The sequence below is a fragment of the Stenotrophomonas genospecies 3 genome (assembly GCF_054473855.1).
Genome location: NZ_JBTMUR010000003.1, coordinates 39,123 through 57,010, shown reverse-complemented (window position 1 = coordinate 57,010; position 17,888 = coordinate 39,123). Strand labels below are relative to the sequence as shown.

The 17,888-nt window shown below is 67.8% G+C and carries 20 protein-coding genes; 10 read left to right on the top strand and 10 right to left on the bottom strand.

Annotation, left to right across the window (positions count from 1 at the left end; all coding sequences use genetic code 11):
* The first annotated feature begins 65 nt into the window (after positions 1–65).
* The 3 genes from metG to rnfB all read left to right on the top strand — a co-directional run bounded on the left by metG (position 66) and on the right by rnfB (position 3,259).
* Positions 66–2,153 (top strand): methionine--tRNA ligase, encoded by a 2,088-nt coding sequence (metG, locus tag ACX9OT_RS05120; protein ID WP_459001266.1) that lies wholly within the window; start codon positions 66–68, stop codon positions 2,151–2,153.
* Positions 2,154–2,229: 76 nt separating this feature from the next.
* Positions 2,230–2,820 carry an HAD family hydrolase gene (locus ACX9OT_RS05115; protein WP_329811059.1) on the top strand — a complete coding sequence of 197 codons (591 nt, stop codon included), beginning with the start codon at positions 2,230–2,232 and terminating at the stop codon, positions 2,818–2,820.
* 25 nt (positions 2,821–2,845) lie between these two features.
* Complete coding sequence (gene rnfB, locus ACX9OT_RS05110; RefSeq protein WP_080291848.1) at positions 2,846–3,259, top strand: Rnf electron transport complex subunit RnfB; 414 nt, start codon at positions 2,846–2,848, stop codon at positions 3,257–3,259.
* Between the two features lie 151 nt (positions 3,260–3,410).
* Here the strand turns inward: rnfB and ACX9OT_RS05105 are convergent, their stop codons facing one another.
* Positions 3,411–3,758 (bottom strand): RidA family protein, encoded by a 348-nt coding sequence (locus ACX9OT_RS05105; protein WP_005410556.1) that lies wholly within the window; start codon positions 3,756–3,758, stop codon positions 3,411–3,413.
* 192 nt (positions 3,759–3,950) lie between these two features.
* Between ACX9OT_RS05105 and mprF the strand changes: the two genes are divergently transcribed.
* A complete protein-coding gene (mprF, locus tag ACX9OT_RS05100; protein ID WP_459001263.1) occupies positions 3,951–6,515 on the top strand; it encodes a bifunctional lysylphosphatidylglycerol flippase/synthetase MprF in 2,565 nt (854 codons plus the stop codon).
* 807 nt (positions 6,516–7,322) lie between these two features.
* Here mprF and ACX9OT_RS05095 read toward each other — a convergent pair.
* From ACX9OT_RS05095 to ACX9OT_RS05080, 4 genes are all read right to left on the bottom strand, one after another.
* On the bottom strand, positions 7,323–8,669 hold the full coding sequence (locus tag ACX9OT_RS05095; RefSeq protein WP_071228699.1) for a virulence factor family protein: 1,347 nt from the start codon (positions 8,667–8,669) through the stop codon (positions 7,323–7,325).
* A gap of 78 nt (positions 8,670–8,747) precedes the next feature.
* Positions 8,748–9,365, bottom strand: coding sequence for a DUF998 domain-containing protein (locus ACX9OT_RS05090; RefSeq protein WP_032130397.1), 618 nt, complete (start codon positions 9,363–9,365; stop codon positions 8,748–8,750).
* Positions 9,362–9,535, bottom strand: a complete 174-nt coding sequence (locus ACX9OT_RS05085; protein ID WP_049398321.1) for an oxidoreductase-like domain-containing protein — start codon at positions 9,533–9,535, stop codon at positions 9,362–9,364. Before ACX9OT_RS05085 ends, ACX9OT_RS05090 begins: the two co-directional genes overlap by 4 nt.
* Before the next feature lie 50 nt (positions 9,536–9,585).
* Positions 9,586–10,188, bottom strand: a complete 603-nt coding sequence (locus tag ACX9OT_RS05080) for an HD domain-containing protein (RefSeq protein ID WP_071228698.1) — start codon at positions 10,186–10,188, stop codon at positions 9,586–9,588.
* Between the two features lie 228 nt (positions 10,189–10,416).
* On the opposite strand from ACX9OT_RS05080, the gene ACX9OT_RS05075 reads away from it, so the two are divergent.
* Positions 10,417–11,571, top strand: a complete 1,155-nt coding sequence (locus ACX9OT_RS05075; protein WP_071228697.1) for a tetratricopeptide repeat protein — start codon at positions 10,417–10,419, stop codon at positions 11,569–11,571.
* Between the two features lie 6 nt (positions 11,572–11,577).
* Here ACX9OT_RS05075 and ACX9OT_RS05070 read toward each other — a convergent pair whose 3' ends face one another.
* The gene (locus ACX9OT_RS05070) at positions 11,578–11,913 is read right to left on the bottom strand and encodes a zinc ribbon domain-containing protein YjdM (RefSeq protein WP_010482882.1); all 336 of its coding nucleotides are present in this window, start codon (positions 11,911–11,913) and stop codon (positions 11,578–11,580) included.
* Positions 11,914–12,095: 182 nt separating this feature from the next.
* On the opposite strand from ACX9OT_RS05070, the gene ACX9OT_RS05065 reads away from it, so the two are divergent.
* The 3 genes from ACX9OT_RS05065 (at position 12,096) to ACX9OT_RS05055 (ending at position 14,174) form a co-directional block, all read left to right on the top strand.
* Positions 12,096–13,457, top strand: coding sequence for an Hsp70 family protein (locus tag ACX9OT_RS05065; protein ID WP_071228695.1), 1,362 nt, complete (start codon positions 12,096–12,098; stop codon positions 13,455–13,457).
* Positions 13,458–13,686: 229 nt separating this feature from the next.
* The gene (locus tag ACX9OT_RS05060) at positions 13,687–13,980 is read left to right on the top strand and encodes a YkgJ family cysteine cluster protein (RefSeq protein WP_053462562.1); all 294 of its coding nucleotides are present in this window, start codon (positions 13,687–13,689) and stop codon (positions 13,978–13,980) included.
* An 11-nt stretch (positions 13,981–13,991) separates the two neighbouring features.
* Positions 13,992–14,174: a hypothetical protein gene (locus ACX9OT_RS05055; protein WP_005410566.1), complete on the top strand. Its 183-nt coding sequence runs from the start codon at positions 13,992–13,994 to the stop codon at positions 14,172–14,174.
* A gap of 49 nt (positions 14,175–14,223) precedes the next feature.
* Here the strand turns inward: ACX9OT_RS05055 and ACX9OT_RS05050 are convergent, their stop codons facing one another.
* From ACX9OT_RS05050 to ACX9OT_RS05040, 3 genes are read right to left on the bottom strand one after another with little or no spacing between them, the layout of a single operon-like run.
* On the bottom strand, positions 14,224–15,105 hold the full coding sequence (locus tag ACX9OT_RS05050) for a DUF4097 family beta strand repeat-containing protein (protein ID WP_459001257.1): 882 nt from the start codon (positions 15,103–15,105) through the stop codon (positions 14,224–14,226).
* A 10-nt stretch (positions 15,106–15,115) separates the two neighbouring features.
* Positions 15,116–15,649: a hypothetical protein gene (locus tag ACX9OT_RS05045; RefSeq protein WP_032129360.1), complete on the bottom strand. Its 534-nt coding sequence runs from the start codon at positions 15,647–15,649 to the stop codon at positions 15,116–15,118.
* Positions 15,646–16,224 (bottom strand): RNA polymerase sigma factor, encoded by a 579-nt coding sequence (locus ACX9OT_RS05040; protein ID WP_032129359.1) that lies wholly within the window; start codon positions 16,222–16,224, stop codon positions 15,646–15,648. Before ACX9OT_RS05040 ends, ACX9OT_RS05045 begins: the two co-directional genes overlap by 4 nt.
* Before the next feature lie 126 nt (positions 16,225–16,350).
* Between ACX9OT_RS05040 and ACX9OT_RS05035 the strand changes: the two genes are divergently transcribed.
* Together ACX9OT_RS05035 and ACX9OT_RS05030 are read left to right on the top strand one after the other, a co-directional pair.
* Positions 16,351–16,530 (top strand): hypothetical protein, encoded by a 180-nt coding sequence (locus ACX9OT_RS05035; RefSeq protein ID WP_189720790.1) that lies wholly within the window; start codon positions 16,351–16,353, stop codon positions 16,528–16,530.
* A gap of 35 nt (positions 16,531–16,565) precedes the next feature.
* The gene (locus ACX9OT_RS05030; RefSeq protein WP_081352322.1) at positions 16,566–17,159 is read left to right on the top strand and encodes a mechanosensitive ion channel domain-containing protein; all 594 of its coding nucleotides are present in this window, start codon (positions 16,566–16,568) and stop codon (positions 17,157–17,159) included.
* Between the two features lie 408 nt (positions 17,160–17,567).
* Here ACX9OT_RS05030 and ACX9OT_RS05025 read toward each other — a convergent pair whose 3' ends face one another.
* Positions 17,568–17,834: a DksA/TraR family C4-type zinc finger protein gene (locus ACX9OT_RS05025; protein ID WP_032129365.1), complete on the bottom strand. Its 267-nt coding sequence runs from the start codon at positions 17,832–17,834 to the stop codon at positions 17,568–17,570.
* Between the last annotated feature and the right edge of the window lie 54 nt (positions 17,835–17,888).

Genomic DNA, 17,888 nt, shown 5'->3' with positions numbered 1-17,888 from the left:
CGGCCGGGTCACGTCGTTGCGGGCATGCGATACTCTGCGGTTCCCCTCGGCTTCACCCCGCGACCATGACCCGTACCGCGCTCGTCACCACCGCCCTGCCCTACGCCAACGGCCCGCTGCATCTGGGCCACCTGGTCGGCTACATCCAGGCCGACATCTGGGTGCGTGCGCGGCGAATGAGTGGCGGCAAGGCCTGGTTCGTCTGCGCCGACGACACCCACGGCACGCCGATCATGCTGGCCGCAGAGAAGGCCGGGGTCACCCCGGAAACCTTCATCGCCAACATCCAGGCCAGTCACGAACGTGACTTCGCCGCCTTCGGCGTGGCCTTCGATCACTACGACTCGACCAATTCGGCGGCCAACAAGGCGCTGACCGAGCAGTTCTACCTGAAGCTGGAAGCGGCCGGCCACATCAGCCGCCGCTCGGTGGCGCAGTTCTACGACCCGGCCAAGGGCATGTTCCTGCCCGACCGCTACGTCAAGGGCATCTGCCCGAACTGCGGCAGCCCCGACCAGTACGGCGACAACTGCGAAGTCTGCGGCGCCACCTATGCGCCGACCGACCTGAAGGAGCCGCGTTCGGTCATCTCCGGTGCCACGCCGGAAATGCGCGATTCGGAGCACTTCTTCTTCGAGGTGGGCCACTTCGATGCATTCCTGCGCGAATGGCTGGCCGGCGATGTCGCCCTGCCGGGCGTGAAGGCCAAGCTGGGTGAGTGGCTCAATGCCGAAGGTGGCCTGCGCGCGTGGGACATCTCGCGCGACGCACCGTACTTCGGTTTCCAGATTCCGGGCCAGCCGGGCAAGTACTTCTACGTCTGGCTGGATGCGCCGATCGGCTACCTGTCCAGCTTCCAGACCCTGTGCGGCAAGCTCGGCGAAGACTTCGAAGCGCATCTGCGCGCCGGCACCGCCACCGAGCTGCACCACTTCATCGGCAAGGACATCGTCAACTTCCACGGCCTGTTCTGGCCGGCGGTGCTGCATGGCACCGGCCACCGCGCGCCAACCCGCCTGCACGTCAACGGCTACCTGACCGTAGACGGCGCCAAGATGAGCAAATCGCGCGGCACCTTCGTGATGGCGCGTACCTTCCTCGACGCCGGCCTGGAGCCGGAAGCGCTGCGCTACTACTACGCCGCCAAGTCCGGCGGTGGCGTCGACGATCTCGACCTGAACCTGGGTGACTTCATCGCCCGCGTCAACGCCGACCTGGTCGGCAAGTTCGTCAACCTGGCCAGCCGCTGCGCCGGCTTCATCAGCAAGCGTTTCGACGGCCAGTTGGCCGCACAGCTGCCCGATGCGGCGCAGTACCAGCGCTTCGTCGACGGCCTGGCGCCGATCCGTGAAGCCTACGAGCGCAACGATCCGGCCGCGGCGATCCGCCTGACCATGACCCTGGCCGACGAAGCCAACCGCTACATCGACGACGTCAAGCCGTGGGTGATCGCCAAGCAGGATGGCGCCGACGCGCAGCTGCAGGCCGTGTGCAGCCAGGGCCTGAACCTGTTCCGCGTGCTGGTCACCGCCTTGAAGCCGGTGCTGCCGGCCACCGCTGCGCAGGCCGAGGCCTTCCTGGCCGCGCCGGTGACCGACTGGACCGAACTGGCGCAGCCGCTGCTGGGCCATCGCATCACCGAGTACACCCCGCTGTTCACCCGTATCGACCCGAAGAAGATTGACGCCATGATCGACGCCTCCAAGGACACCCTGCAGCCGGCCGCCGCTGCCGCCCCCGCCGCCAAGACCGGCGCCGCCAAGCCGGCCGCACTGGCACCGGCACCGGCCAAGGACGAAGCCAAGGGTACCGATGCTCCGGCCTACATCGGCATCGACGATTTCGCCAAGCTCGACCTGCGCATCGGCAAGGTGCTGGTCTGCGAGTTCGTGGAAGGTTCTGACAAGCTGCTGCGCTTCGAACTGGACGCCGGCGAGCTGGGCAAGCGCCAGATCTTCTCCGGCATCCGCGCCAGCTACGGCGAGCCGGAGAAGCTGGTCGGCCGCAGTGTGGTGTTCATCGCCAACCTGGCCCCGCGCAAGATGCGCTTCGGCCTGAGCGAAGGCATGATCCTGTCGGCCGGTTTCGACGGCGGCGCGCTGGCGCTGCTGGACGCCGACGGCGGCGCGCAGCCGGGCATGCCGGTCCGCTGATGCCCGCAGCGGGCGTGGTTGCGGCCACGCCCGCCGGCAGCACCGGCCTCGGGGCAACGCGATGGGAGGCAACGGAATGGAACTGGCGCTGTTCGACTTCGACCACACCGTGACCACCTGCGATACCTATGGCCGATTCCTGCGCCGCGTGGCCACGGCCGAACAGCTGGCGCAGGCGTGGTGGAAAGTCGGCCCGTGGCTGGCCGCATACAAGCTGAAACTGATCTCGGCCGAGCGCATCCGCGCGCACGTCACCCGTTTGACCTTCAGCGACCGCCACAGCGATGACATCGCCACGCTGGCCGCCGGCTTCTCGCGTGAGTTCCTGCCCGACGTGGTGCGCCCGGAAATGCTGGAGCAGATCCGCTGGCACAAGGAACAGCAGCACACCGTGGTGATCGTGTCCGGCTCGCTGGACCTGTACCTGCGGCCGTGGTGCGAACAGCTGGGCCTGCAGTTGATCTGCAACCGGCTGGAGAGCCAGGACGGCCGTCTCACAGGTCGCTATGCCGGTGGCGACTGTGGCCCGCGCAAGGTCGAGCACATCCGCCGCCAGTTCGATCTGTCACGCTACGTGCGCATCCATGCCTACGGTGACAGTTCCGAGGACAAGCCGATGCTGGCGCTGGCCCACGAGCGCTGGTTCCGTGGCAAACCCTTGAAGTAACCCCAACGCGCAGCCTTCGCCACGCATGAGCCTGATTCCTCCCCTGACCGAACGCCTCGACCGCCTGCTGCCGCAGACCCAATGCGGGCAATGCGGCTACGACGGCTGCCGCCCGTACGCGCAGGCCATGGCGCGCGGCGAGGCAGGCGTGGACCGCTGCCCGCCGGGCGGCGACGCTGGCGCGCGCGCACTGGCGCAGGTACTGGACGTACCCGCCATTCCGTTTGATCGTTCGCGCGGCGAGCACAAGGCGCCGCAGGTGGCATTGATCGTGGAAGCCGACTGCATCGGCTGCACCAAGTGCATCCAGGCCTGCCCGGTGGATGCCATCGTCGGTGGCGCCAAGTACATGCACACGGTCATTGCCGATCTGTGCACCGGTTGCGAGCTGTGCATTCCACCGTGCCCGGTGGACTGCATCGAGCTGGTGCCAACGTAGCCACCAGACCAACCGGCAGTGGAGCGGCGGGGTAGAGTCGACTGTTGGTCGACTGCTCTTCGTTCCGGCGGCGAAAAACCCCGCGCTGCGCGCGATAGTCGACTAACCGTCGACTCTACCCTCCGCTGGTGGGACCTGACCTTGCCTGCCGTTACGGTACCGCCGCCGTCACTACGATCTCGACCTTCCAGTCAGCGTGGGCCAGCTTGGCCTCGACCGTGGCACGCGCCGGGGTCGCACCCTCGACCACCCACTCATCCCACGCCTTGTTCATGCCGTCGAAGTCGGCCATGTCGGCCAGGAACACCTCGGCGCGCAGCACGTGCTGGCGGTCACTGGCGACCAACGCCAGCAGCTTGTCGATTTCCGCCAGCACCTGCCGGGTCTGGCCGGTGATGTCCTGGCTGGTGTCTTCCGGAATCTGGCCGGAGAGATAGGCGACCTTGTTGTATACGGTCATTTCGGACATGCGCGGTCCGACGTCGTAACGCTCCATCATGGGCGTGGCTCCTGCGGTTGATCAGGCCTGCATTGTCCTCCAAACCGGTCGACGGTGGGTGCACGGGCATCCTCCGCGACACGTCACTACCGGACTCGGACGGTCCCACTGGTCAAATGACGATGACAGGCGCACGATGCGCCACGCCCGCGTTGACACCGCCCTCGCCCCTCCTGCCGCACCCTTGCGCCGATGACCGCCCCCGTCGACTCCACCACCGCCTCTTCCACGCCAACCTGGAAGCGGGTTGCCACCATCGTCATCCCCCTGCTGATCCTCGCCCTGGCCCTGCACGGCCTGGCCAACGAGTTCGACGAGCACGGCTATCGCGCCATCCGCCAGGCGTTCCGGCAGCTCAGCGGCACGCAGATCGCGCTCACCGTGCTACTCGGCCTGGCCAGTTACGCCTGCCTGATCGGTTTCGATGCCATCGGCCTGCGTCGCAGCGGCATCCGCGTGCACCCCGCGCGCGTCGGCATCACTGCATTCCTTGCGCACACGCTGGGCCAGACCGTGGGTTTTGCCGCGTTGACCGGCGGCGCGGTGCGCCTGCGTGGCTACCGCAGCGCCGGCCTGGACCTGGCGCAGATCGGCCAGGTGGTGCTGATGAGCACGCTCGGCTTCGTGTTCGGTGCATGGCTGCTGATCAGTGTGGCGCTGTGCATGGAACCGGCTGCCGCAGCCTTGGCGCTGCCGCTGGATCCCAATGCGGTACGTATCGTCGGCATCGTCGCGTTGCTCGCCTACCTCGCCACGGTGCTGCTGGTCGGCCGCGATGGACGGCAGTTCAGCGTGTTCGGCCACGCGTTGTGGCTGCCCGACCGCCGCACCATGATCGGCGTCACCGTGCTCAGCGTGATCGAGCTGGTGCTGGCCAGTGCCGCGTTCTACGTGCTGCTGCCGGACTCCACGCCGACCGGCCTGCCGGGCTTCGTCGGCCTGTACCTGGTGGCAGTGCTGGCCGGCTTGGTCTCGACGGTTCCCGCGGGCCTGGGCGTATTCGAATGGAGCCTGTTGAAGCTGTTGCCACAGGTGGCACCGGCTGCGGTGCTGGCGGCTGCACTGATCTACCGCGTCACCTACTACGTACTGCCGCTGGTGCTGGCCACGCTCCTCGCGCTCGCGCCGGCACTGCGTCAGCCGCTGCAGGCCAGTGCCGGCGCAACCCGCGCCGGCTGGAACGCGCTGCGCCCGTGGCTGCCGCAGATCATCGCGCTGGCGGTGTTCAGCATCGGCGCCGCGCTGGTCATCGACGGCACGCTGCCGACGCCTCGCCGTCACCTGGTCAATGCCTCGCTGCCGATCCTGGAGACATCCCATCTGATTGGCAGCCTCAGCGGCGTTGCACTGCTGCTGATCGGCCAGGGCCTGGCCCGGCGCAGCCATGCGGCGTGGATGCTGGCGATGGCAGTGTGCGTGATCACCCCGCTGCCGCTGTGGCTGCGTGGTGGCCAGCTGTTGATCGCGGTCTCGGCAGTGCTGGTGGCGATGGCACTGTGGGCCGCACGCCGCGAGTTCTACCGCCAGGGTACCCTGCTGGACGAAGCCTGGTCGTGGCCGTGGCTGCGCAATCTCGGCCTGGTGCTGGTTGCGGTCACCTGGCTGCTGTTCTTCACCTACAGTCATGTCGAATACCAGAACGAGCTGTGGTGGCAGTTCGCGGTGTCGGGCAATGCACCGCGCGCACTGCGTGCGTTGCTGGTGGTCGCCATCGCGCTGGTGATGTTCGGCCTGGCGCGGCTGCTGCACAGCACGCGCAGCCCGCTGCAACCCGCCGACGAAGCCACGCTGCAGTCGCTGGCGCCGGTATTGGCCGGTGCCACCGATACCCAGGCCTGCCTGGTACTGACCGCCGACAAGGCGGTGCTGCGCGATGACGCGAAACAGGGCTTCGTGATGATGCAGCGCTACGGCGGTTCGCTGATCGCGATGGGCGATCCGGTCGGCCCGCCTGACGTGGCGCGCGCGTTGATCTGGCGCTTCCGCGAGGAAGCCGACCGGCTGGGCCTGCGCCCGGTGTTCTACCAGGTGGGCGAGACCTACTGGCAGACCTACCTCGACCTGGGCCTGGGCCTGGTCAAGCTGGGCGAGGAAGCGATGGTGCCGCTGCATGACTTCGGCCTGGAAGGCCGCGAACGCGCCGATCTGCGCCAAGCCTGGAACCGGGGCAAGCGCGGTGGCCTGACCTTCCGCGTGGCACCGGTGGAGGAAATTCCCAGCCTGCTGCCGCGCCTGCACGCAATTTCCAACGCATGGCTGGAAGACAAGGCCGGCGATGAGAAGGGCTTCTCGCTGGGCAGCTACGACCCGGATTACCTGGTGCGCTTCCCGGTGGCGCTGGTTGAGGCCGAGGGCCAGATCGTGGCGTTCGCCAACCTGTGGCAGGCACCGGCCGGCGCCGAGCTGTCGGTCGACCTGATGCGCCACGTCAACGAAGCACCGAAGGGCACGATGGACTTCCTGTTCATCGAGCTGTTCCTGTGGGGCCGCGCTCAGGGCTATGCGCGCTTCTCGCTGGGCATGGCGCCGCTGTCCGGACTGGCCCAGCATCGCCTTGCTGGGCGCTGGAACCGACTGGCCGGCCTGCTGGCGCGGCATGGCGAACGCTTCTATGGCTTCAGTGGCCTGCGCCGCTTCAAGTCGAAGTTCGACCCGCAGTGGCGACCGCGCTATCTGGCCGCACCCGGCGGCATGCACCTGCCGGCCGCGTTGCTGGATGCCACGCGCCTGATCTCGCTGGATCCGCGGCGGAATTGAAGCCGCGATCCGCCGAGCATGACCCGGCGCTACCTGCACCCGGTAGGTGTCGACCTTGGTCGACACGCTCATTCCGCAGCGCCTTCAGCCCCAGCGCCGACCAAGGTCGGCGTCTACCAACAGACGTCGGGCGTGGCTCGACGCTACATGCGCCTGGTAGGTGTCGACCTTGGTCGACACGCTCATCCCGCGGCGCCTTCAGCCCCAGCGCCGACCAAGATCGGCGTCTACCAACAGACGTCGAGCCTGGCTCGACGCTACATGCGCCTGGTAGGTGTCGACCTTGGTCGACACGCTCATCCCGCGGTGCCTTCAGCCCCGGCGCCGACCAAGGTCGGCGTCTACCAACAGCCGTCGAGCGTGGCTCGACGCTACATGCGCCTGGTAGGTGTCGACCTTGGTGGACACGCTCATTCCACGGCACCTTCAGCCCCAGCGCCGACCAAGGTCGGCGTCTACCAGCAGCCGTCGAGCGTGGCTCGACGCTACATGCGCCCGGTAGGTGTCGACCTTGGTCGACACGCTCATCCCGCGGTGCCTTCAGCCCCGGCGCCGACCAAGGTCGGCGTCTACCTACAGCCGTCGGGCGTGGCTCGACGCTACATGCGCCTGGTAGGTGTCGACCTTGGTCGACACGCTCATCCCGCAGCGCCTTCAGCCCCAGCGCCGACCAAGGTCGGCGTCTACCAACAGCCGTCGGGCGTGGCTCGACGCTACATGCGCCTGGTAGGTGTCGACCCTGGTCGACACGCTCAGCCCGCGGCGCCTTCAGCCCCAGCGCCGACCAAGATCGGCGTCTACCAAACGCTACACCCCGCCCTTCAGGATCACTTCGGCGAGGCGGTCGTAATCGCCACCGAAATGGTGATCGCCCGGCAGCTTCACCTTCCTCACGCCGTCATTGGCCGGCAGATCCGGGCACAGCGCGTCCTCATCCTTGTCGCCGTACACGCACAGCGTTTTTTCCGCCGGCAGCCTGGCCACTTCCGGTGCGATCGGCAGGCCGTCGCCGCCACCGCCCAGCCAGTTGCTGACATGGAATTCGAAGTCGGCCTTCCTGCCCACCGACAGCAGCACGATGCGCTCCAGCGCCTCACGGGTGCCGACGTCGAGCTGGTTTATGGTGGCCGGCAGCACGTCGGCGCCCTGCGAGAAACCGATCAACATCACCTTGTCGCGGCGCCATTGCTGGCGGTAGTGGTCGATGATCTTCTGCAGGTCGCCCGCAAAGCCCTTCGGTGTGCGCTCGCTCCAGAAGTAGCGCAGCGAATCGATGCCGACGACCGCCACGCCATGCTCGTTGAGTGACGACGCCACGTTCTTGTCCAGGCCAGCCCAGCCACCGTCACCGGAGACGAACACCGCCAGCGTATCGCCGCTGCCGGTCGCCGGCATTTCCACCACGGGCAGGCCCTTCAGTGCAGCAGGCGGCGGTGCCAGGCTGACGCCGGCCTGCGCGCCGATCACCCGTGCCGCAGCCACCAGGCCCGGTGACGCATCACCGCGCGCGGTGCGCTTGAACTCGCGTGCCATCGCGACCTGCTGCACGAACGCGCTGGCCTGGCCGACCTTGCAGCCGCGGTCACCGGCCGCGCTCAACCACGGAAAATTCAGTTCGGCCGGCTGCAGCCTGTCGTGCTTCACACCATCGCCGCAGACCATGCGCTGGTGGTTGTGGTCCGGGCAGAAGCCGGTAGTCAGTACACCGGCAAACACTTGGGTATCGGCCTGCGCTGCCAGCGAATAGGCCATCTCGGCACCTTCGCCATCACCGCCGACCAGCGGCAGGTGGTAGCCGGGCAGATGCAGCGAGGCCTGCAGCCAACGTGAGAAATTCTCGACGTCACCGGAACCGAACGAACAGGTCGGGTCCCCCTCGCGCTTGAGCACACCGCGCAGGTGCGCAATGTCCACTGCCGCGACCAGCGCGCCATCGGCACGCAGGGCCTCGATCGGCAGGCGGCTGGTGTCACCACCGGCCGTGGGTTCGTGGAACCAGATCACCACCCGTTGCGGCGTGCCGGATGGCATGTGCACCGGAATCTGCTCGAACCGCCCATGGCTGAACTGCTGCGGGGTCACGGCCGCCGTTGCCGGCAGCGCGGCCAGCGCCAGTACCACACCCATTGCCCTGCCCAGCCCTGCACGCTTCATATCGCATCCCCGATGGAATGCGCACACGATACGCCGCCGCCGCGTGCACGGCACGTACCGGCGCAGGCCGTTGGGGATTCAGTGGGCCGCGGCCCGACGGCTGCGACGGTACAGCGCCATCGCCAGATACAGCAGCCAGCCAACGATCACCGCGATCACCACTTTCTGTCCCAGCCCACGCGGTGGACCACCACGCCACAGCACATGCAGCCACAGCAGCACAAAGGCCAGCCATGCCCAGCCCCAGAGCAGGCCCGCAGCGGACTGCCAACCCGGTTCGCGGCGCAGATACCAGGCCTGCAGCAGCATGCCGACGCTGGCACACAGGAACGCCGTGTTGGCTGCCAGCCCATGGATGAACGGTGCCAGCAGCGGTGTTGCTTCAGGCAGCCAGCTGTCGCCGATGGCGACCGTCGCCAGGCCCAGCGCGGAAACCGTGAACAGCAATGGTGCGGCCGCACTGCGCCGCGGGCCGATGCTGCCGCGATACAGCGCAATGCCAAGCGCCGCAATGGCCAGCGCCAGCAGGCAGTAGGCAGCGCGCAATGCCAGCCCCCACGGCCCGTGCAGGTACAGGCTCAAGGTCGCCCGCACCCAGTCCAGATCACTGCGCGCAACCTGGGTCCACAGCGCGGTGGCCACGAACAGCACCAGTGCCACCAGCGCCAGCACCGCCGCCGGGCGTGCACGGCTCATGGTGCGGCCTCTGGATGCCGCGTCTTCCACTCGGCCAGCGCCTTGCGGTAGCGCTGCAGCTCATCGGAATACAGGTCCAGCACACACAGCGGGCAACCACTGCCGCAGCATTCGTTGGGGCCGGGTTCTTCCGGTGGCAGCGGGCGGGGATCGGGATCAGGGACGGACACGGTCGGAAACGGCAATCATTGGAAACAGGTCACCAGTGTACCGGGCCGGCTCAAACGCCCAACTGACGTCGCAGGTTGTCACGGGCGGCCGCGTCCAGGCGCTGGTGGAAGAACCCGCTGAGGAAGATCCGCGGAGCGCGCAGCAGGCCCTGCAGGAAGCGGCGACGGCCGGCACGGTACAGGAAGCCCGGCACCACCCCTTTGTATTCTTCGGCCACGCCACGGTCATAGGCAGCGAACACCGGCTCCGGCGCGGCCAGGATGGCCATGTCGCAGTCCAGGAACAGCGCCGCCTCGGCATCCACATCCTCTGGACCAAGCGCGCCGTGGCGGGCGGTCAGCAGGATCAATTGCTCCACGCGAGCGGCGTCGACAGTGGCAAGCTCTGGCGCCTGTGCGATCGCCTGCAGAGCCAGCTGCGCCGAACGCGCCTCGTTGTCCTTGCGCCCCGCCTGGTAGATCGCATCGTGATAGAGCACGGCCAGATAGATCTCGGCCGGCTGCTTCCAGCCGGGGCCATCGGCGACCTCCTGGCAGTGCTGCAGCACCGCGCGCACATGGCCGAAGTGGTGGTAGGCCCGTGGCGGCGTTGCATAGCTGTCCTGCAGCGCCTGCCACTGCGCCGGGGCAAGCGTCAGCGGTGAGAAGTCCATGACCTGATCATCCCGCCTGTGCCGGCGCCGGGCAAGCTGGCGGTTTTTTCACCACGCACTCACAACGCTTGCCGGGCGGGGCCCGGAGCCAGTTGTCCACAGCTTTGTCGAGCGCTGGTCCACACCGGTTGTGGATGAACGCGGCGCCGACCAACGGTCGCTGCAGCCGGACATCCATGGGCATACACTCGCCACAGGCGGGAGCGCCCGCCGCTGCCGGGAACCGTCATGTACCGTTCTGCCGCCCATTGCCTCACTCTTTCGCTGCTGGCCTTCTGTGCTCCTGCCTTCGGCGCAGGCCAGGCACCGCCCGCCTATGTGGTGACGACCCCGACCATCACCGTGTCGGCCGCACGTGTGCCGACCCCGGAAGAAGTGTTCGCCATTCCCGCGGACCTGCGCGCGATGCTCCAGAAGCAGGTGATCCAGCGCAGCTACTCCCGCGACCAGCGGCTGCAGGCGCTCGTGGAGATGATCTTCGACCAGCACGGGCTGGACCTGCAGTACGACGCCAATGCGACCTACACCGTCAGCGATATCTGGCAACACCGCCGCGCCAACTGCCTGGCCTTCACCCTGCTGTTCGTGACGCTTGCGCGGGAGGCTGGCATCCAGGCCCGCGTGCAGGAAGTCGGGCAGGTGGTGTCCTGGTACCAGGACCAGGATGCGGGCGTGGTCTACAGCGTCGGCCATGTCAACGCCGGCGTCGACGTCGGTGGGCGCTTCGGTACCGTCGATCTGGACCGCAATGTGCTCTATGACCGCCGCGGGCCGGTTCCCGTCAGCCGTGCGCGGGCGTTGGCGCATTTCTACAACAACCGGGGTGCGGAGCGCCTCGCCGACGGTGATTTCGTCGGCGCGCGTGCATTCTTCGACGCGTCCCTGGCTCAGGACAGCGGGTTCGCTCCGGTGTGGAACAACCTCGGCGTGCTCGACCACCGCGAAGGCAACAACGAGGCGGCGCGGCAGGCGCTGGACCGATCGCTGCAGCTGGAAGGCCGCCAGGATGCCGCACTGACCAATGCCTCCGCGCTGTTCCGCAGCCTGGGCTTGACCGCGCAGGCGCAGTCACTTGAGCGCCGGTTGAAGTCGGTGCAGCGCGAAGACCCGTTCGCGCAGTACATGTTCGGCGCCAAGGCCGAACGTGCCGGCCAGCTGGACCAGGCGATCCGCTATTACCGGCAGGCCGTGCGCCTGTATGACACCGCGCATCAGTTCCACTTCGGGCTGGCACGCGTCTATTTCCTGGCTGGCCAGCTCAAGCGCGCCGATCGCGAACTGCTGCGTGCACAGGAACTGGGGGGCGCGCCGGAGCAGGCGCGCTACCAGGCCAAGCTGGACAGCCTGGCCCGCTGGCGCGCGCAGCAGCAGGCCAAGCGCTGAAGGCGATCAGGCCTTCTTGAGGAAGCAGGTCTTCAGGACCAGGCCCTTGATCTTGTCCGAGTTGCCTTCGATGTGCTCGGCGTCATCCTCGACCAGGCGGATGTTGCGGATCACGGTGCCCTGCTTGAGCGGGATCGAGGAGCCCTTGACCTTCAGGTCCTTGATCACGGTGACGGTGTCGCCGGCCTGCAGGGTGTTGCCGTTGCTGTCACGCACGACCAGGGTGGAACCGGCGCTTTCCTCGGCGGTCCATTCGAAACCGCAGTCGGCGCAGATCCACAGCGCACCATCGGCGTAGGTGTTTTCCAGGGTGCACTGCGGGCAGGCGGGGGCAGAAGACATCAGCAAGTACCTCAAAGTGAATCAACAGCCGCCATTGTAACCGCCCAGCCCTTCCCCCCTCTTTTCGGGGGTGGTGCCCGGGAAACTCCTTGACTCGTTCCACACCGGCAAGCGACGGGAACTTGCAGTCGGCGACGAACTGCAGCAGAGTGCGCGGCCCCTGATCGCCCCCGGAACTCCCCATGCGCCTCGGCATCGACTTCGGTACCAGCAACTCCGCCGCCGCCATCGTGCATGAGGGGAAACTGCTGCCGATCCGCTTCGGCGACGCCGAGCAGTTCCGTACCAGCGTGTACTTCCCTGGCGTGGTGCCCGACCCGGACGACTTCCAGCTCGACGCCGGCCAGGAACACGAGCTGCAGCAGATGATCGACAGCGCCGCGCGCGCGGCCCGTGCCGCCGGCCAGGAACGCACGCCGCAGGCGCTGCGCCGCGAAGCCCTGCGCGCACTGCGCCGGGAATGGATGGAAGCCCGCGCCGGCAAGGAGCGCAGCGCCAGCGACCTGCTGCAGAACGCGGTCTACGGCGACGACGCGCTGGAAGCCTATTTCGAGGAACACGAAGGCAACCTGGTGCAGAGCCCGAAGTCGATGCTGGGCTACAACCTGCACCCGCGCGCGAAGCAGACCATCACCGGCATCGCCGCGCACATCCTCGAGCACATCCGCCTGACCGCCAGCGCCCAGCTTGGCCAGCCGCTGCGTGCCGCCCTGCTCGGCCGCCCGGTGCAGTTCCGCAGCTCGATCGGCGCGGCCGGCAACGATCAGGCACTGGACATCCTGCGCGAAGCCGCCACCCAGGCCGGTTTCGACCAGATCGATTTCCTCGAGGAACCGGCCGCGGCGGCCATGCATTACCACGCCGAAAGCCGCGAGCGGCACCAGGCGGTGATCGTTGACATCGGCGGCGGTACCACCGATATCGCCCACGCCGAGGTTGGTGGCGATGCTGCGCCGCGCATCCACCGCGCCTGGGGTATCGCCCGTGGCGGTACCGACATCGATCTGGCGCTGAGCCTGTCCAGCTACATGCCGCTGTTCGGCCGCGGCATCACCCGCGTGCCCGCCCACCACTACGTGGAAGCCGCCACCGTGCAGGACATGACGCGCCAGCGCGACTTCCGCCAGCACAAATACGATCACGTCGACGACCCGTGGGGCGCGCGCCTGCAGGCCCTGCAGGACACCGGCAATACCGCCCGCCTGTACCGCGATGTCGAACGCGCCAAGATTGCCCTCAGCGCCGCCAGCGAGCACCGCAGCACGCTGGACTACATCGCCCGCGACCTGCATGCCGACAGCAGCGCCGACGGCCTGGCCGCCGCCGCCCATGGCTACCTGGAGCAGATCCGCGAGCTGCTGGCCCAGGTCCGCAGCGACATCGGCGGCGACCCGGACGCGGTGTTCCTGACCGGTGGCATGTCCCGTGCCGGCTACCTGCGCCAGGCCGTGGCCGAGGCCTTCCCGGGGGCCCGCATGGTCCACGGCGAGCCCTCGCTGGGCGTGGTCCAGGGCCTTGCGCTGGCGGCAGCCAGCCAGGATTAACAAAACGTTACGCGGTCTAAGTTACTCTTGGTCGGCTAGAACCACGCTGCACCTTCCGCCGGCCACGCCGGTGTGTGTCCACAGTGCAGCCTGGCCCGCCCCGCGGGCCTAGCGGCCATGCCTTCCTGGCTCGTTCATGGTCCGCGCAGCACCTGAGCCGCCATCGAGACCCGCTTTGGGCACCCGCCAGGCCCCTGTGGCCTTACAACCTGACGCAGCACCTGCACCCATCGACTGCCGCCGTTGTGACGCGGTCTGTTGCCGGCTGCCCGTGCTGCTGCAGCCCGGCGACCACGTGCCCGGCCAGTTTCTGTCACGCGACACCCACGGCCGTGCCGTGATGGCGCGCAACGAGGAAGGCTGGTGCGCGGCGATCGATCCCTATCACCTGCGCTGCACGATCTATTCGCAGCGCCCGGCGATCTGCCGCCAGTTTTCGATGGGCGGCGATGACTGCCGCCGCGAGCGGCAGGACTACCTGCGCCAGGCCGATGCCTGGGCGCTTTCCTCCCCTTCCACCTGACAGGAGCAACCATGCCCCGCAAGGCAAAGACCCCCGCGAAGGCCAGCAACAGCATCCGCAGCGAACGCAAGGGCGCGGCCGCCAGCACTGTGGTCAGCAGCGATTCGATCGCTTCGGACCTGGCAGCGTTCCGCAAGGCCGGTGGCAAGATCGAAGTCCTCGGCACCACCTGGGCGCTGAAGAAAGCCAGCTGACCCAGTACCGACCGCGGCGGCGCTGCCGCCGCGGCCTGCCGGATCGCGTTCAGCGGTCCAGGCGTACCCGCACACTGCCCGAATGCGACTGGATGCGGATGTCACCATCACCGCCGCCCAGACGCGTATCGAGGTGGCTGCCCGGCCCATAGCGCGGCCGCTCCACCTGCCCGGCGTCACTGTTGATCGAACCACTGAAGCTGTTCACCGACAGCTGTGCCGACACCGTGCGCGGCAGGCTCAGCGTGACCGAGGCACTGACCGATTCGACGTTGATGCGGCCGCCGGGAGCCAACCCGGCCGCTGCCAGATCGATGCTGCCCGAGACGGTCTCCACCGCCAGCCGCTGCACGCGCCCGGCGTCCACCTCGACCCGGCCGGACACCGTCTGCGCACCGATATCACCGGACACGCCGCCGCCGGCCTCGATCCGGCCACTGACCGTGTTCACGTCCAGCTTCGGCGTCTGCAGGCGTGCGCTGACGCTGCCACTGACCGTGTTGAGCTTGCTGTCGCCACTGCGGCCAGCCGCGCTCAGGCTGCCGCTGACCGTGTCGGCCTGCAGCCGTCGCACATCGATGCCACTGATGTCCTGGCTGGCGCTGACCGTGCTCAGCAGCAGCTCCACCGAGCGCGGCACGTTCAGTACCAGCGTCGCGCCACCATTGCTGCTGCGGCGCGGGTATTCGATCTCCCAGCGCACACGGTTGGCACTTTTCTCCTGACGCAGCTGCAGGCCGTCGCTGAGCGTGCCGGTGAGCTGCACGTCATTGCGGTCCCAGCCACGCACGGTCACCTTGCCGGCCACATTGCTCAGCTCGATGCGACCGCCCGCGGCCAGGGTGTGGCGCACGTCGATGCGGGTGTCGGCCAGCGCCACGGCAGGGGCCAGCAGCAGCGCGACACAGCAGGAAATCAGGGTTCGGGTCATGGGGGTCTCCTCAGGTCGTCAAGCCGGACTCGGCGGCATAGGCCGCCTGCCGGGTCAGTTCCAGCCGCAGCGCGTAGGTGCGCTTGAGCTGGCCAAGCAGGTGCGGCGCACGCGGGTCCTGCGCCAAGGCGGCACGGATCTGCGCTGCGCTTTCATCCAGTTCGTGCAGCGCCGGCTGCCATTCCGGCGCCCGTCCATCGGGCAGCGAAGCGACGGCCTGCTGGTACTGCTCGGTCATCGCCGCCGCCTGCAGCTGCAGCGCTGAAGGTACCGGCACCTCCGGCTGCGCATGCCGCCACGGTGCCACCGCGTAGAGCGCCAGGCTGGCCGCCAATGCCGCACCGACCGGCAGCCACCAGCGACGCCGCGAGCGCGCTGGCAGGGCCACCACGTTGTCGCCCGGCGCAGGTGCCGCCTGCGGTTCACGCGGCGGCAGCTGCGCCGACAGGCGTGCCCAGCCATCGGTGGGTACGCCGCGTTCGGTCGGCAGCGCGCGCAGCCGGGCCAGCAGATCGTGGTCGGAATCGTGGTCGTGTGTACTCATGTCATGTCTCCCAGCCGTGCGCGCAACAGGCCGCGCGCACGATGCAACTGTGCCTTGGAACTGCCGACGGCCATCTGCAGCTGTTCGGCGATTTCCTGGTGTTTCCAGCCTTCGATGTCGTGCAGTACCAGTACCGCACGTGCCCGTGGCGGCAGTGTCGACAGTGCCCGTTCGAGGTCGCGTTCGGTGCCGGCGCAACGATCGTGCACTGCCAGCTCCTGCAACCCTCCGTCCACTTCGTCGAGGCTGTCGTGATCCTGCCCGCCCGCACGTCCGCGCAGCTCCATCAGTGCCGCGTTGACGCCCAGCCGGTGCAGCCAGGTCGACAGGCTGCTTTCGAAACGGAAGCCCGGCAGCGCCTTCCAAGCCTGCAGGAACGCTTCCTGCAGCGCGTCCTCGGCGCGTGCCTGCTGGCCGCCACACAGCCGCCACAGCACAGCGAATACACGGGGCGCGTGGCGCCGGTACAGCAGTTCATAGGCAGCGGTATCACCGGCGGCCGCCGCCCGCACCAGGGCGGGTTCATCGACGGCGTCGTTGGCGGCAGGCGGCGCGGGCATGGTGGTGTCGAGCATATCGCTTGGATGCGGCGACCCGGGAAAAGGTTTAGAGCCGATCGATGATCGATGGCATGCAACCTTCTGGGTGGCTGCTGCATCCATGAAAGGTCCTTCGCGAAATTGCCGTCCAGGAGTCCTGCCATGTCCAGCCCATCCTGCGCCGCCCTGCTGGTGATCACCGCCTGTGTCCTGCTGCAGGCGCTGGGCCTGTCACTGCAGCTGCGTCCCGACAATGGCCGCGCTTGCCTGCAGCAGCACCGCCAGGAGCTGTTGTGCGTGGCCTGGAACCCGGCGGTCGAATCCCCCGCACGCGCCGGGTAACATCAGGGGCCGTTCCCGCCGCCTGTTTTCGCCCCATGATGTTGTCGCTGAAGGATCACCTGCCCGCCTGGACCCACCCGTGGTTGAACTACGCCGGCGTGGCGCTGCAGATCGTACTGGTGCTGCTGGTCGCATGGCTCCTGCGCGTGCTCGCCCGTCGCCTGATCCGCCGCTTCGCCGAGCACTACACGCTGCCGCCGGAAATGGTGATGGGCGCGCGCCGGATCACCAGTTTCGTGGTCTATTTCAGTGCCCTGCTGTACATCCTCAGCCTGCTCGGCGCGAAGCCGTCGGTGCTGTGGACCGCGTTCACCGGCTTCGCAGCCGTAGGCGCCGTGGCCTTCTTCGCGGCGTGGAGCGTGCTGTCCAACATCTTCTGCACGCTGCTGATCTTCACCACCCGCCCGTTCCGCCTGCACGACTACATCGAGGTGCTGGAAAACGGCGAGAAGCCGGGCCTGAAGGGCCGGGTGATCGACGTGAACCTGATCTACACCACGCTGCAGGAGACCGGCGACGGCCACGAGGGCACGGTGCTGCAGCTGCCGAACAACCTGTTCTTCCAGCGCACGGTGCGCCGCTGGCGCGACCCGACGCAGGCCCCCGGCGGCATCCAGGGCGACGGCTGAGAATGGGGGTTTCGGCAGGGCTGCGCCCTGCACCCGCTACGAGCGGGAGCAACAGCACCAGCAACAGCCGAAGCAACAGCAAAAGCTGGCTTCCTGCGGGATGGCGGGGTGGGTCGACACGGTAGATCCACGCCATGCGTGGATGAATCATTCGATATCTGACGGATGTGTCGACCCAGGCCGACACCTACCAACAGCCGCGGAAATCTGTCAGAGGCGGGACGGTGTGGGTAGGCAGGACCGTTGGCGCCATGGATGGCGCCATCGAGCCCCCATGGAAGGGTTTACGGCGTGTCCTGCCTACCCACACCGTCCCGCCTACCTGCGGAATGCCCGCTTTTGACGTTGAAGTTGCCTTGGCTTGAAGGCTTCGGCAGGTGCAGGGCTGCAAGCCCTGCCGAACAACATTTACCTCAACTGGCTGTCCTTGCTGCCACGCCGGTTGTAGCCGGCATGCGCCTGCGCTTCGTCGTCATGCGCCTGCTGGCACGCCACGCACAGCCGTACCCCGGGCACAGCCTGGCGCCGCGCCAACGGGATCGGCGCGTCGCATTCCTCACAATGTTCCAGACCAGGACCCTCGCGCAGCTGGCGCCTCGCGCGGGCGATCGCATCGTCGACGGTGGCGTCGATCTGGTCCTGGACCGCGCCGTCTCCCGCCCAACCGGTGGCCATGGGCATCCTCCGCAGGTGTGTCGCCTGATATGGGGACGATACACCGCGCAGTAA